The sequence below is a fragment of the Sphingobacterium faecale genome, assembly GCF_016746095.1.
Lineage (GTDB): Bacteria > Bacteroidota > Bacteroidia > Sphingobacteriales > Sphingobacteriaceae > Sphingobacterium > Sphingobacterium faecale.
Genome location: NZ_JAERTY010000004.1, coordinates 335,519 through 349,002, shown reverse-complemented (window position 1 = coordinate 349,002; position 13,484 = coordinate 335,519). Strand labels below are relative to the sequence as shown.

14 protein-coding genes are annotated in these 13,484 nt (G+C 43.3%); 7 read left to right on the top strand and 7 right to left on the bottom strand.

The window, feature by feature from the left end; all coding sequences use genetic code 11:
- Nucleotides 1-90: 90 nt before the first annotated feature.
- Nucleotides 91-1,179, top strand: a complete 1,089-nt coding sequence (locus tag JKG61_RS09510) for an aspartate/ornithine carbamoyltransferase family protein (protein WP_202102733.1) — start codon at nucleotides 91-93, stop codon at nucleotides 1,177-1,179.
- A 14-nt stretch (nucleotides 1,180-1,193) separates the two neighbouring features.
- Entirely contained in the window at nucleotides 1,194-3,146 is a 1,953-nt protein-coding gene (asnB, locus tag JKG61_RS09505; protein WP_202102732.1) for an asparagine synthase (glutamine-hydrolyzing), read from the top strand.
- Between the two features lie 51 nt (nucleotides 3,147-3,197).
- On the opposite strand, the gene JKG61_RS09500 is transcribed toward asnB, so the two are convergent.
- The 3 genes from JKG61_RS09500 to JKG61_RS09490 all read right to left on the bottom strand — a co-directional run bounded on the left by JKG61_RS09500 (nucleotide 3,198) and on the right by JKG61_RS09490 (nucleotide 6,562).
- The gene (locus tag JKG61_RS09500) at nucleotides 3,198-4,046 is read right to left on the bottom strand and encodes a universal stress protein (RefSeq protein ID WP_202102731.1); all 849 of its coding nucleotides are present in this window, start codon (nucleotides 4,044-4,046) and stop codon (nucleotides 3,198-3,200) included.
- An 18-nt stretch (nucleotides 4,047-4,064) separates the two neighbouring features.
- A complete protein-coding gene (locus JKG61_RS09495) occupies nucleotides 4,065-5,762 on the bottom strand; it encodes a BCCT family transporter (RefSeq protein ID WP_202102730.1) in 1,698 nt (565 codons plus the stop codon).
- A 263-nt stretch (nucleotides 5,763-6,025) separates the two neighbouring features.
- A complete protein-coding gene (locus JKG61_RS09490) occupies nucleotides 6,026-6,562 on the bottom strand; it encodes a DUF4142 domain-containing protein (RefSeq protein ID WP_202102729.1) in 537 nt (178 codons plus the stop codon).
- A gap of 192 nt (nucleotides 6,563-6,754) precedes the next feature.
- On the opposite strand from JKG61_RS09490, the gene JKG61_RS09485 reads away from it, so the two are divergent.
- The 3 genes from JKG61_RS09485 (at nucleotide 6,755) to JKG61_RS09475 (ending at nucleotide 8,636) form a co-directional block, all read left to right on the top strand.
- The gene (locus tag JKG61_RS09485) at nucleotides 6,755-7,411 is read left to right on the top strand and encodes an OmpA family protein (RefSeq protein ID WP_202102728.1); all 657 of its coding nucleotides are present in this window, start codon (nucleotides 6,755-6,757) and stop codon (nucleotides 7,409-7,411) included.
- Between the two features lie 18 nt (nucleotides 7,412-7,429).
- Nucleotides 7,430-8,035, top strand: coding sequence for a PRC-barrel domain-containing protein (locus tag JKG61_RS09480; RefSeq protein ID WP_202102727.1), 606 nt, complete (start codon nucleotides 7,430-7,432; stop codon nucleotides 8,033-8,035).
- A gap of 238 nt (nucleotides 8,036-8,273) precedes the next feature.
- Nucleotides 8,274-8,636, top strand: coding sequence for a response regulator (locus JKG61_RS09475; protein WP_202102726.1), 363 nt, complete (start codon nucleotides 8,274-8,276; stop codon nucleotides 8,634-8,636).
- 76 nt (nucleotides 8,637-8,712) lie between these two features.
- Here the strand turns inward: JKG61_RS09475 and JKG61_RS09470 are convergent, their stop codons facing one another.
- On the bottom strand, nucleotides 8,713-9,183 hold the full coding sequence (locus JKG61_RS09470; protein WP_202102725.1) for a PA2169 family four-helix-bundle protein: 471 nt from the start codon (nucleotides 9,181-9,183) through the stop codon (nucleotides 8,713-8,715).
- 156 nt (nucleotides 9,184-9,339) lie between these two features.
- Here JKG61_RS09470 and JKG61_RS09465 point away from each other — a divergent pair, with 156 nt between their 5' ends.
- Both JKG61_RS09465 and JKG61_RS09460 read left to right on the top strand, forming a co-directional pair.
- Nucleotides 9,340-10,080 (top strand): DUF72 domain-containing protein, encoded by a 741-nt coding sequence (locus tag JKG61_RS09465; RefSeq protein ID WP_202102724.1) that lies wholly within the window; start codon nucleotides 9,340-9,342, stop codon nucleotides 10,078-10,080.
- 139 nt (nucleotides 10,081-10,219) lie between these two features.
- Nucleotides 10,220-10,951 (top strand): DUF421 domain-containing protein, encoded by a 732-nt coding sequence (locus JKG61_RS09460; RefSeq protein ID WP_317192402.1) that lies wholly within the window; start codon nucleotides 10,220-10,222, stop codon nucleotides 10,949-10,951.
- 2 nt (nucleotides 10,952-10,953) lie between these two features.
- Here the strand turns inward: JKG61_RS09460 and panD are convergent, their stop codons facing one another.
- From panD to JKG61_RS09445, 3 genes are read right to left on the bottom strand one after another with little or no spacing between them, the layout of a single operon-like run.
- A complete protein-coding gene (panD, locus tag JKG61_RS09455) occupies nucleotides 10,954-11,322 on the bottom strand; it encodes an aspartate 1-decarboxylase (protein WP_202102723.1) in 369 nt (122 codons plus the stop codon).
- A gap of 2 nt (nucleotides 11,323-11,324) precedes the next feature.
- On the bottom strand, nucleotides 11,325-12,380 hold the full coding sequence (locus tag JKG61_RS09450; RefSeq protein WP_202102722.1) for a DUF6695 family protein: 1,056 nt from the start codon (nucleotides 12,378-12,380) through the stop codon (nucleotides 11,325-11,327).
- Nucleotides 12,367-13,341, bottom strand: a complete 975-nt coding sequence (locus JKG61_RS09445; protein WP_202102721.1) for a cysteine synthase family protein — start codon at nucleotides 13,339-13,341, stop codon at nucleotides 12,367-12,369. The genes JKG61_RS09450 and JKG61_RS09445 overlap by 14 nt, the downstream gene beginning before the upstream one ends.
- Between the last annotated feature and the right edge of the window lie 143 nt (nucleotides 13,342-13,484).

Below are 13,484 nucleotides of genomic sequence, written 5' to 3'. Positions count from 1 at the left end.
GTGATAATTGGAATCAGTGTGATGATACTTATCGTATTATTTATAAGGGATGTGATCAACAAACAAGTGTGGTGATATAAATAGAGTAACATGAAGTCTAGAACAACAAACAAGTTTAAGGGGATAAAACCTGATCCAGAAAACTTAATTCGGAATGACAATATAGACTTCTCCCTGTTGGGAGAAATTGTCGGGCGGTCTGTAGTCACTGTAGATCAGTTCAGCAGGGAGATGGTCTGTGCGCTGTGTAGGTTAGCCGCGTTATTGGAATCTAAGAAGCTGGAACTGACCGATGCCCTGAAGGGAAATATAATTATTACGGCATTCTTCGAACCCAGTACGCGTACACGATTGTCTTTCGAGAGTGCAGCCCTGCGGCAAGAAGCCAAGATTATAAGCATACCTGAAGGTGCTCGTAATACAGGGGTGGCCAAAGGGGAGTCATTATCAGATATCGGCGAAATGTTTAACGCTTATGGAGATCTGGTCGTACTAAGACATACGCAGACGGAGGCCATCGCAGAGATTGGAGAAAACCTACGGATTCCTCTCGTCAATGCCGGCAATGGCTCAGGTGAACATCCTACACAGGCTCTGGCAGATTGGTATGCCATCCTGAAATGGAAACCGGCTATTTTAAATGAGGAATTACCTGAATCGGAGAAAATAAACCTTGGTATACTCGGGAGCCCGGGAAGTATGCGCGCAGTCAACTCTTTTTTGCGCATGGCATTATTGTTTAAGGATAATATCCAAAAGATTACGATTGTATCGGAACTGGCAGATCCATTAGGAGAAGAACTAAATCAGCTGTTAGCTGACGCTGGAATACCATGGCTGTGTACTCATGATATGGAAGGTACAGTAGAAGATCTTGACGTCATCTATATGAATTCAATCGCATTCTTGGGGGATTCGTACAAGGCGATGGATAGCAATTTCAAGCTGCACGCTGGTAGTCCGCTAAAAGAAGATGCAATTATCTTGCATCCGCTGGCACGTCTCGGCGAACTGGACCATAGCCTTGATGATAGTAGACACAATCTTTACTTTGATCAGGCACATGGTGCTGTGTTTGTACGGCAGGCCCTGTATATGGCTGTACTGGATAGGGTAAAGGATATTGGTGATAGGATCAATGTGGTGAAAGAAAATGAACTGGAATTACAAACTGTTTAAAAGCATAATATTTAATGAGTGGAATAACCGGATTTTTTAATCCTAAAGGAATTGGAGAAAATAGTAAGAACCTATTAAACGGGATGCTCAAAGCGATAGCACATCGCGGTCCAGACGGCGCGTACAGCCATGTAGATGGTCAGAGAGGAATAGCTATGGGGCATCAGTACCTGCATGTGAATGGTGATCGTGCTACGGCAAATCCAATATTTGAAAAAGAAAATGACGTCATCGTAACGGCCAACGGACGGTTTTATGATTATAAAAGAACCCGTTTGGAGCTACAGTTTGAAGGTCATCGGTTTCTATCCAAAAATGATAATGAAATCATACTTCCACTATATCTCAAGTATGGACTGGAATTCGTGGAGCATTTAAATGGGGAATTCGCGATTTCACTGTTGGATCGGGAAAATAAGAAATTGATTTTGGCGAGAGATCGATTTGGTGTCAAACCGTTATTTTACCATATAGCCGATGGAGCTTTGTATTGGGGATCGGAAATAAAGTCAATTTTTGCACATCCTGCTGTACGGCGTAGTCTGGATGCTAAAGGTATTGTGCATCAGCTGATGCAGACCATGGTACCGGGCTCTACCGCTTTTAAGGATATTCACGCAGTACGTCCCGGCCATATGCTGATAGTGGATTTTTCAACAGGTAGTATCGAGGTCAACGAAGTTAAATACTGGGATCTGGATTTTCCAAAAAAAGAAGAAAGGTTACAGGGCATTTCGGATGCGGTATATATAGAAGAAGTGCAGCAAAGGCTTTCGAATGCTGTAGCGGTAAGGATGGATGCAGACGTCGAGGTAGCAGCATATCTATCGGGAGGGATAGACAGTTGCGCCATACTGGGAATGGCATCCGCGTGGAGTCAGGATCCGCTGAAAGCTTTTACGATCAGCTTTGACAATGCAGATTATGACGAGGCCGCTATTGCCACGCGGATGGCCAATAGTGTGGGAGCTGACCATACCAAAATTGTACTCACAGCTGAAGATCTGTACGGATCTAACTATGTCGATACGGTGTGGCATTCCGAACGCACGTTTTACAATACACTGGGCGTTGCTAAAAAACTGATGAGCCATACCGTAGTGGGAAAGGGGTGCCGCGTGGCATTGACGGGCGAAGGTTCGGACGAATTATTTGGGGGTTACCCGAGTTTTAAAAGAGATATGTTGAGGTATGGGATGAGTAACCAGCTACAGGGCGATGAAGCGAAGTCTTATCGTAAGCTGATGGATCAGACCAATAAATTATTTACTGGGGCGATTTTATCGGATAGGGTACTTGCTCATGAAGCCATGGACGATGTATGTGGTTTTACGCCTTCATGGATTCAGCCTTGGATGCAGACACTGGAATTGGCAAGACCGTTATTGCACGACGATCTTACAGATCAACTGCAGGGTTATGATCCTATAGCAGGAATAGCGGATTCGTTGGATGCGAAGAAACTCGAAGATAGACATGTATTGGATAAGGCGCAGTATACCTGGTGTAAAACGATGCTAGAGTGTCAGATATTGAACTGGGGTGGTGATCGCGTAGATATGGCAAATGGAATGGAGTCGAGACCTCCCTTTTTGGATCAGGAGGTGGTCGATATGGCTGTACAGATCCCGCCTCATCTCCGGATTAATGGAAATACGGAAAAATGGGTGCTGCGTGAAGCAATGAAGCGTATTATTCCACAGGAACTGTATACCCGGGAGAAATTTGCTTTTATGGCTCCTCCTGGTCATACTGATCCGAATAAACAGAATGGGTTACAACAGCTCATGGCCACTTATATGAACGAAGAAAGTATAAGAGAAGTAGGGGTATTCGATATAAAGAAACTGAATACTTTTGTGGATCTGTACAAAAAAGATAAAAATCCGGTTTCGTTGACCCGAAAGGATGCTTTATTGAACCATATCCTTGGACTTCACATCCTTTGGCATAAGTTTGTGAAATAGTGGTATCCTTTAGCTATGTGTTCTGCACATAGCTAAAGGATATATTAAAAATTACTTGACTACATAGATCGCTGACTGAAAGGGCTCTTTGTTGATCAGTTCATTGGTGGTGCTACCTAGAAAAATAGAGGGAATACTGTTACTGCCTTTAGCAGCTAGAACGACTAGGTCTGCCTGAAATAACCTGCTCTCCCTAGCGATGATATCGGCGACACTCTTTTCTTTTCGATATTGGGTTTTTAATTGCCAATCCGGTGGTATGTTTAGTTTTTTGCTGAGCTCTGCATACTGTGTCTTTGCGAGCTTTTCGGCTTTCAACTGTGTTGCCTCATCATCGATGAAGGGGAAGAATACACTCGGTATGTTGTATACTTTCAATATCTGTACCTGGCTGGCGCCCAACATTCCGACTTTATACTTTACTTTGGAAAAGGTAGCACTGAAGTCACTCGGTATAAGCAACCGCTCTATAGCAAAAGTATGCTCCTTGGGTACCAATAGAATATCGGCCTGAGATAGTCGTATAAGCTTTTGTGCCATGGCACCAGTGCCGTTTTCGGCAGTCTTCCATCCCAATAGAACCGTCGCTGTTTCCTTATGCTTTTTTACCCATTCGTTGATCCCGAATTCAGTATTGTCGCCCTCTAAGAGGGTGAGAGTGTATGTGGTCTCATCGTGGAATACCTGCTGTACTTTGTGTTCTAGATTGCGCTGTATAATGGGGGCGATCTGTATGTCTTCGAGCATCTCGGTGAGGAGTTCGTCCAATTCGGATACTTTGATGTTGTGTATAAAATGGATGTGTCCGATATTATAGTGGGACTGCAGCTGTCTGGCGTAGCGTATCAATGTGTGGTCGTGATCCGTAAGGTCTAATGCGACGACTAATATCTTGTTCATGTTTCTGTCTTTTTTTAATTACTTGTTATCGCTATCCGTAGAAGGTGTTGTATCTAATCGTGCTACAGTTCCATTCGATAGTTCGATGTCTTTTTCTTCTGCAGGATTGATGGCCTGTTCTTCGCGCATGATCTTGGTGATGGAAGCTTTGTACGATTCGGTCTGCTTCATCTTGGCGCGTCGCTGTTCCATGGTATAATCTTCGCGTATACCGATAAGAAGGGATACACACATGATAACCAATAGAATGGCAAATGGCATACCCGATATCGTAACAGCAGCCTGTAAGGTATTGAGGCCGCCACCGGTCAGTAGTGCTGCGGCGATAATCCCGGATAGGGATGCCCATAACACACGCTGTATGGCAGGTGTACGGCGCTGCCCACCGGAGGTAATGCTGTCTACAACCAGGGCGCCTGAATCGGCGGAGGTGATGATAAAGCTACAGATCAGGAGCATGCCTAGGATCTTGAAGATAATGGCGAAAGGGAACTTTTCGAAGAATACAAACAGCGCGGTAGAGATGTTTTCCTTGACGGCATCTACAAGTGCATAATCACCGCCGATCAACCCCTGCATGGTGGTGCCACCGAAAGCGGAGAACCAAAGGAAGGTAACTAAGGCGGGTAGGAGCAGTACGCCTAGGACAAATTGCTTGATGGTACGCCCTCGGGATACACGGGCGATAAAGGTTCCTACGAAAGGAGACCAGGAGGCCCACCAGCCCCAGTACATCAGCGTGACATTATTGTGCCAGTCGCTTTCGCCATAATTACCGGACCATGTAGCCATATCCACAAAGTTGTGAAGGTAGCTTCCGATATTCTGGATATACCCTTTCAGGATAAAGGCGGTAGGACCGAGGAATAAAACGAGAAGGAAGAGGACAACGGCAATGCCGATGTTGAGTTCGCTGAGGAATTTGACCCCTTTATTGACGCCAGAGACTACTGATATAGTAGCGATCCCAGTGATAGCTAGGATAATGCCGTATTGGAATAACAAGGAAGTAGGGATACCAAATACGTGGCTCATACCAGCATTGATCTGGCCTACACCAAAGCCCAATGTCGTAGCAAGGCCGAATAGGGTGGCTACTACGGCGACGACATCAATGGCATCGCCCATCCAACTGTAGATACGGTCGCCAAGAATAGGATAGAAAACCGAACGTATCGTAAGAGGCATCTTACGGTTGTAGGTAAAATAAGCCAATGCCAGACCGATTACAGAATAGATGGCCCAGCCATGGATACCGTGATGCAGAAAGGAAAAGTTGATCGCCTCCTGGGCGATGAGTGAAGGATCGGCATCAGGTGCAAGCCGGGGCGGATCGATAAAATCCCGTACAGGATCCGCAATACTGAATAAGACAAGTCCATTCCCGATTCCGGCACTGAATAACATGGCAAACCAGGCTATTCCTTTGAACTCGGGCTTGGCGTCAGGGCCACCGATCCGTACATCGCCATATTTGCCAAAAGCTAGATACAGACAGAATAGAATAAAGGAGTTGACAGAAAGGGTGTAGATCCATCCTCCATTTTCAGAAACAAAATCCTGCATGCGCGCAAAGGCGACTTCGGATTCTTTGTGGAATAATAAAGCGAGGGTCACACTGACGACAATAATGATCAGCGTGGGGATGAAGACTGGTTTGTGTACAACAAATCTTGATGTTTTTTGGGGTGTTGATGATGTTTTTTTTGCAGACATAGATTCTATTTTATTAAACTCTCGGCATAGAAAACACGAGTACCGTAGGTAGATCAGACTAAAAAAAATATATTCCCGTATGGCAGCATACAGAAAAACACTTTTGTAAAGCAGTGATGAAACTCGGTTTAAAAAGAATGTCTAGATCACTAGCAATCTAAACATAATAAGAGCATGCCAAAGGCATTTTAATATAGTTCGTCAGCAAATATAGGCTTTTCGGGGCTGATTGTCAATTATAGGTTAGAGATTAACCCTATAGGCTACTTCTGCGCTAAGATCTCTTTTGCTTCACTGAGGTGTGATTCGAGCACAGGCAGGGTTGCTCGGGCAAATGTTTGTATATCGTAGTCGTAGACTTCATTCTCGTTTACACTTGCGATTCGGAACAGATTGACGGCTTCCTCATGCGAGCTCACCATCAGTTTTGCAAAAGCGAGATCAAATTCGGAAACTTCTTGCTGCTGCAACTCACTGAATTGTTTCTGATGGCTAGGCAGCAGCTCTTCAGAAACTATCCAGCTATTGGCAACGGACATTTCTTTTATCTCTTCGGAGGTGCCGTTGTGTTCTTTTACGATCTCTTCACCATAGTCCTGTACATTGTCCGCTTGGCCTTTTTGTACGGCTAGATTGCCAGCGGCGATCTTGAGTTGTAAGGAACTGTGCGCTTTATTGATAAAACCTTGGTTATCGTTGTAGGTACTATTGTCGTCGTGGCAGCCATAGAATAGGCCAGATGCCGTCAATACGACCGTAAAATAATAGATGATCAGTTTTGTCTGGAGAATCGTATTCATAGTTCTGCAGTTAGTGTGCTATTCTAGAACAGCTATGTACTAAAAAAGTTCACAATTGATTATCAGTTTGTTAAATATGAGGTTGGACTAGAGAACGCAGAGTGGATTTCTGCTTTAAATTAAAAATTGGTTTTGAACTTTTGCGGTCGGCTCCTGTTCACTTCAATAAAATAACGCTAAAAAGAAAATGATATGGCACATTTAGAAGTACAAAGAAAGAATCGGACGGGCTGGTGGCTATGGTTGTTATTGGCAATAGTCGCACTGATTGTCGTCATCATGTGGATACGGGGGCATAATACCGAAACTACTAGAGATACTGCAATAGTGGATAGCAATGCAGACCTCACTTCGGATCAGGTGGAAGCTATTGCGATCACCGAGCCCGATTGGAACAGCATTGATTTCAATGCTCCGGCAACGACGGATACAGAGATTACAGATCCGGATATTTCTATACGGAAGGGTACGGATTACACCATTTATACCCTGGGAGAGAATATACTGTTCCCAAAAGATCAAAAGAATATACAGTCTGCTTCGGAACCGAAACTGAGAGCGATCGCCACAATTCTTAAAAAGCGATTTGATGGCGCGTACGTAGGAGTATATGGAAGCGCAGATGCTACCGGTAACTCTGCCCATAATAATACACTGGCGGCCGATCGTGCAGCGGAAGTTAAAAACTGGCTGGTCGACCATGGCGGGATAGATTATGGGAAAATTTCTGTCCATTCTATTGGTGAACGACAGCCTATTGCAAGCAATAAGACGGCGGAAGGCAGGGCGCAGAATCGCAATGTGCAGATTGTGGTATTTGAAGATGCAACACGAGAAAAGGGAAATTAACTAAAAACGACTATGGATATGGAACATCAAGAAATAAGAAATAACCACCTGATCGAATTGACAGGCAGTGATTATGAGATTGTAGATGCAGAGCCTGATATCAGGGGCTGGGATGTCAAAGACTTACAGGGAAAGAAAATCGGCGAAGTAGATGAGCTTTTATTTGATGAGGTGTCGCAGCTTGTGCGTTATATCGTGATAGAGGTGGATTATGACAACTATTCCGCGGGTTTGGAGAAACAGATTCTGATACCGATCGGAATAGCAACATTTAGCAAGGAAGAGACCAACGAGGTAGACCATACGCCATCTGCGATTGTAGACGATTCAGTGCATCCTGAGAATATCCCGCTACATGATGGCAGCAAGGTGACATACGACCCAGATGCGGATGTGGTAGTCGTACCGATTACCCTGCAACAGGTGATGCAACTGCCGTCTTACGATCCGGATTTTGTAAGTCCGAGCGATGAAATTGCTATTCGAAAGGTGTTGGAGAACACAGCCGTACAGAATTTTGTGATTACAGCAGGCGATTATGACCCAGAGGTATTCTATGACCACCCCCATTTTAATGGACAGCGGCTATCAAATATAGGGCGTATCGGTCCAGGACATTATTAGACGAATTGACCCATCATCCTGCTTCGCTACCTATTTAGCGGAAGTGGGATGATGTTTAAACACGTATAGTAGTGCAGTACTATCGCGTATTTTTACCCTTTTTAATTAAAAAGAAATATTTTTTTTAAACCAATTCACCTGTTTTACGATCTATACTTAATAATACAAATCATCCTGCTCTTTAAGATGAATCTTTTATATCGGGTTGAGATATTTTTAGCGCTGAATCCGAACTAAGATGGACAATAAAATACTGATCTGCGATACGAACCGAGACTTGGTACAAGTGCTCAAAACCATATTGTACGAACTCACACCTGCTCATGTGCTATCCGAAGCCACGATTAAAGATGTTTACCAGCGAATACTTTTAGACCGGCCGGATGTACTGATTGTAGATCTGGGAATGCCGAATAGAAATGCGGATAAGCTGATGCAGGATATACGACATGAAGCTGGGAAGATTGAGCTACATATCATCTCGCTATCGGCTACGGCAGAAGGGATGCGGTTAGCTTTAGCTGCTGGGGTTGATGTATCTTTGGCGAAACCTCTGGATTTAGAGGAATTATTGGGCGAGGTAAACCTCGCGCTCCAATAATTTGCGTTGTTCGATGGCTAGATTGTCTGATTGAGTTGTCCGGTGCCTATAAATAATAAACCGGATCATAGCAGAGTTATTCTGAGATGCTGTTATCTTTCCATTCTTTCAGCTTATTATAGGTTTCTTGCTGAAGATTTGATTGCCGCTCCATAATCGTCACTAGCTCTAGTGGTGCGCCTGTAGATTCCTCTAGGGCCTGTCGGTATACTTCGCTGAATTCCTGTTCTCCCTGATCGCAGCTATCTAGGATAGAAGCTAGAGTGTGGGACGAAAGGGTCGATTTTAAGGTCATCCAGGCGCGGAACAGTTTGCCGCTATCCCGGGTGTTCTCTGTGGGCTCGCTACCACTTTGTACTACCAGCGGTGCTAGTTCGTTTTTGAAGGTCAGGGATTGGTCCCTTAAGAATTCAAAAGCCTGACGTAGGCCAGTCGCTTCTTTATTAGGGAGCAGGGCGATGGCCGTTTCATAGCCCTCAATACGGTCATTGTTGATTTCGATCAATCTGTTGATTAAGGCTGTGTGATTGTATAACGTATTTTTCATGATGTTTTTTTATAAATGAACAGTTCTAATCCAGAATCGTTGTCATCGTATACTTGCATAATCCTAAAGGACGTAAATGGGAACAGTTTTAAATAGTTCTGAACCAAGCAGTGATTGGGGTGTTAGATGGGAAGGAATAAGGTTTATTAACAAAAAATGAAGAAAGTGAAAAAAGAGGATTGGCATATTGGTTGTTCGGGGTTCTATTATAAGGATTGGAAAGGTAAATTTTATCCCAAGGATCTACCACAGAAGGACTGGTTGGATTATTATTGCAGGCATTTTGAAACCTTGGAGTCAAATGTGACTTTTTACCGCTTTCCACAGCTTACTTTTTTACAGAACTGGTATAAGCGGACACCGGAAAAGTTCCGTTTTGCGGTTAAAGCACCGCGCTTGATTACGCACTATAAGAAATTTGTAGATACCCAGACTCTGATGGCGGATTTTTATAATACGGTGCAGCATGGCCTAGCTGAAAAGTTAAAGTGTGCGCTGTTCCAGCTCCCTCCCAGTATGGCATACGATGATATGATACTCCAACGGATTATAGATGCTTTGGATAGTAATTATCCAAATGTATTAGAGTTCAGGCATGCGAGTTGGTGGCGACCGGAAGTATATGAAAAGCTAGGAAAGCACAACATCACTTTCTGCGGGATGAGCCACCCTAAACTGCCGAACGAAGTGGTCGTGAATACATCTATGGTCTATTACCGGATGCACGGTAGTACCAAGCTGTATGGATCTAGCTATACGGATGAAGAACTGAAGGAGTTGATCAAAGCGATCGAGGTACACCCAGAAGTGCAGGATAGCTATATCTATTTTAATAATGATATGGATGGACACGCGATAGAAAATGCAAATCGACTAAAAGAACTGCTTTATAAGTAAATGATAATAAAATAAAAATAGATATGAACGTTTAGCGATTAGGGCTGTTCTATCTGCAGGAGTGATCGATATACCGGTTATTCTCCTAGAACTTACTAATACGCAATGTTAGCAAGGTTTAAAACAGTATTAATGATTGGTGGTGTTTCTTATAGGGACACCACTTTTTTGTACAGAAGCAAATGTTATGATTGAAATGGACGACCTTATAGGCCCTGATTCTCAAGGGGACTTTCTGATAGAGATAGCTATCCGAACGGTAATCATGTTTGTACTGATTCTCACGATCCTCCGTCTCTCAGGAAGAAGGGGCGTACGCCAGCTTACGGTTTTTGAGGTGGCTATTATCATCAGCTTGGGATCGGCAGCGGGTGACCCTATGTTTCAAAAAGATCTACCGATTGTATACGCTGTTATTGTCTTTGCCTGTGTGATGCTGGTGTACAAAACCATTACCTGGCTGGCATCTCGTTCTGAAAAGCTGACCCATGTGCTGGAAGGCAAGGTATTATCGATAGTCAAGAACGGCACATTCGACCTGCAGCACGAAGATGATAATAATTTTTCCAAAATGGAGTTTTTTGCGGAGTTGCGCAACCTCAATGTGGAGCATCTCGGACAGGTCCGTGACGCCGTACTGGAGGTAGACGGTACGCTGAGCGTATTGTTCTACGCCGATGAGGAGGTGAGGTACGGGTTGCCCTTATTTCCGACATCTTATAAAAAGGTAAATGTCAGCACGACAGAGGGACCTTTTGCCTGTATGTATTGTGGTTGTATAGTTGGCGAGCACAATAAAGATTTTCCGCAATGTAAACGTTGCGGAAAATCGAAATGGGCTAAAGCCTTAAATACAAAAAGATACAGTTAATTTCAATAATCGTATTTTTCTATGGATTTAATCTGGTTGTTACCCTCGGTGAATACTAAAGTTGGCTGAAATGTGTCTGCTTGTTCTGGAGCCATGCTTACGAACGAAAGTATATGTACGGTATCACCAACTTGAGCATGTAGAGCAGCGCCACCATTCATGCACACTTCGCCACTACCTCTTTTTCCGGGAATAACATAAGTCATAATCCGGCTGCCGCTTATCGCATTGTTTATATATACCTGTTCATATTTTTTGATCCCGGCTGCGTCTAGCAGATCGGCATCGATGGTGATAGATCCGTTGTAAGAAACGTTTGCTTCGGTAACTTTGACCGTGTGTATTTTGGCTTTTAATAGGGTAAGTTCCATGTTTAAATTACTTTTAAGGTTTTGTTATAATAAGTGTTTTCTCTTCTTTTTAATAAGTGTTTAATCCCACATTGTATTATGGTAAAATAGCTTCCGTCCATTTGCATGGTTATCTCAAAAGGCCGTTTTAAATTTAAGGACCGTTGTGGGCACCAGGTACTTAACCGATTGATCAATAGCCCTTCTGCATTGTAACTTTCTACCAGGTAAGATTGCTCGTCTGCGGTATTCAGAACTTGGAACCACATGCCTTCACCAATTCCTCCGAGCCACTGGGCGTTATCTTGGAGATGAGATGGGCGATTGGGGCGATCTAATTGTCCATTGTTTGTGTCACAGCCTAAAGTATCGGACTGTGTCAGAGAGAAGTTATCTTTTAACAATTGCCAGTGCAGGCGAAGAGATCGAAAACGATTGGTCCTCCACTGCTGTAGTTTGCCGTGCTCATAGCAGTAGATAAAGCTCTCATTATGGGTATTGACGATGTTGCTGATAGGACTTGGCTTTAATGTTTCCGGATATTTCAATTTGTGTATCCGACTGTCATTGAATACCATTCCTGCTAGGAGCACCTGAGCTACAAAGCGTGAGCAACTGTTGTTACCCGGAGCAAAGGCTCCATATGGCACTGGGCCTTTGCTGGTCATCTGATCTGCATATTGTTTGGAAGCTAAATAGGAAATACCGGGTACAATCGAAAATAGTAACCTACCACCACCATGTGTTGCATCTTCTAAAGTAGTAAGCTCTGTGAGGATAGAGATGATATTTTCAATGCTGCCCTTCGCGAACTTTGCTTGGGTATGTAGGTGTAATCGCGAATCAAAAATCTTCGATCTAGCACGCCCATCGCCACGCGGAGTCACATAACGTCCGAAATCATAATAGTCGATTTCGCCAGTACTACCTGATACCAATAGAATGGCGGCATGACCTACTTTGAAATTTAGATTTTTGACAATACCGCATTTTTTTAAAAATGCCATCCAACGTTCATCACCGAATGCTGTTTTATCTGGCCATGCCAACGGAATTGCAAAATCATTAAAGCTTATCATACTGTACTTGTTTTTCTTTTAAGTTAGGGTAAAGGCTATTCAGATAACGATCGCCATAATCGGCGAAGAGTAGTACAATATCTTTCGGGGGATGTAGGTCGGTATGCTGAAGGTATTTTTCAAGTCCAACGAGAACCGCTGCGCTGGAGAACCCCAATAGTGTACCGGTCGCTTCATAATAGTCGTGAGCACATGATATGGTCTCTTGACGGCTCACCTGAAGAATGTCATCGACATGACTGGCCGTAAATGTACCTGGAATGAATCGACGACCTATCCCATCTATTTTGTCCATAGTGGACGTTTTTAGCGATGCGGTGCCATGTACCTTATAATATTGAAGTATAGAACCTTTCGGTTCGATACCGCATATTTGGATATTATTACTTTTACTTTTTAAGTATTTACCCACTCCCGATATCGTACCGCCTGTACCGATCCCCGCAAAAAAATGGCTGATTTTACCATGACATTGTTCCCAGATCTCAGGACCTGTTGTCCTATAATGAGCTATTGGATTTTGCGGATTGTTATATTGATCGGTAAAAAAAGAAAAGGGCGTATTGGCGGCGTATTCAGCTGCTTGGTATTGTGTCGATAGCAGATCATCGATTCCGTTTGAATTGTCACACGTAAAAATTTGTGCATCAAGCTGCCGTAGAAGTTTAAGTTTTTCGCGGGCGCAATCTTTGGTGACAAAAATACAGCATGGGTATCCTAATTGCTGTGCTATTTGCGCAATACCAATGCCTGTATTTCCGCTACTTGCTTCAACAATAGTGTAACCAGATTTAAGTCTACCGCTTTTAATTGCATTTTGAATCATATGCCAAGCCGGGCGATCCTTGGAGGTTTTATTGAGATTATAGTATTCTTTTTTGATCAGTATATTGCATTGATGTCTTTCTGAGAGATAAATGCATTGTTGTAGGGGGGTATTTCCTATGGTGAATGTATCCAAATGTTGTCGGGTTAAGTATTTACATTTTTTATAATTATAAACGATTTAGTATAGGATCTAGTATGTAGTTCCTGTCAGTTTATAATTTCTTAACAGTTGGCCAGTATAAACGTTTTGAAAACTTAATGTAACATTATATGTTC

Bases quoted from the DNA above. Each gene is read 5' to 3' on its own strand.
- JKG61_RS09510 (WP_202102733.1), top strand. From the start codon at position 91: ATGAAGTCTAGAACAACAAACAAGTTTAAGGGGATAAAACCTGATCCA.
- asnB (WP_202102732.1), top strand. From the start codon at position 1,194: ATGAGTGGAATAACCGGATTTTTTAATCCTAAAGGAATTGGAGAAAAT.
- JKG61_RS09500 (WP_202102731.1), bottom strand. From the start codon at position 4,046: ATGAACAAGATATTAGTCGTCGCATTAGACCTTACGGATCACGACCAC.
- JKG61_RS09495 (WP_202102730.1), bottom strand. From the start codon at position 5,762: ATGTCTGCAAAAAAAACATCATCAACACCCCAAAAAACATCAAGATTT.
- JKG61_RS09490 (WP_202102729.1), bottom strand. From the start codon at position 6,562: ATGAATACGATTCTCCAGACAAAACTGATCATCTATTATTTTACGGTC.
- JKG61_RS09485 (WP_202102728.1), top strand. From the start codon at position 6,755: ATGGCACATTTAGAAGTACAAAGAAAGAATCGGACGGGCTGGTGGCTA.
- JKG61_RS09480 (WP_202102727.1), top strand. From the start codon at position 7,430: ATGGAACATCAAGAAATAAGAAATAACCACCTGATCGAATTGACAGGC.
- JKG61_RS09475 (WP_202102726.1), top strand. From the start codon at position 8,274: ATGGACAATAAAATACTGATCTGCGATACGAACCGAGACTTGGTACAA.
- JKG61_RS09470 (WP_202102725.1), bottom strand. From the start codon at position 9,183: ATGAAAAATACGTTATACAATCACACAGCCTTAATCAACAGATTGATC.
- JKG61_RS09465 (WP_202102724.1), top strand. From the start codon at position 9,340: ATGAAGAAAGTGAAAAAAGAGGATTGGCATATTGGTTGTTCGGGGTTC.
- panD (WP_202102723.1), bottom strand. From the start codon at position 11,322: ATGGAACTTACCCTATTAAAAGCCAAAATACACACGGTCAAAGTTACC.
- JKG61_RS09450 (WP_202102722.1), bottom strand. From the start codon at position 12,380: ATGATAAGCTTTAATGATTTTGCAATTCCGTTGGCATGGCCAGATAAA.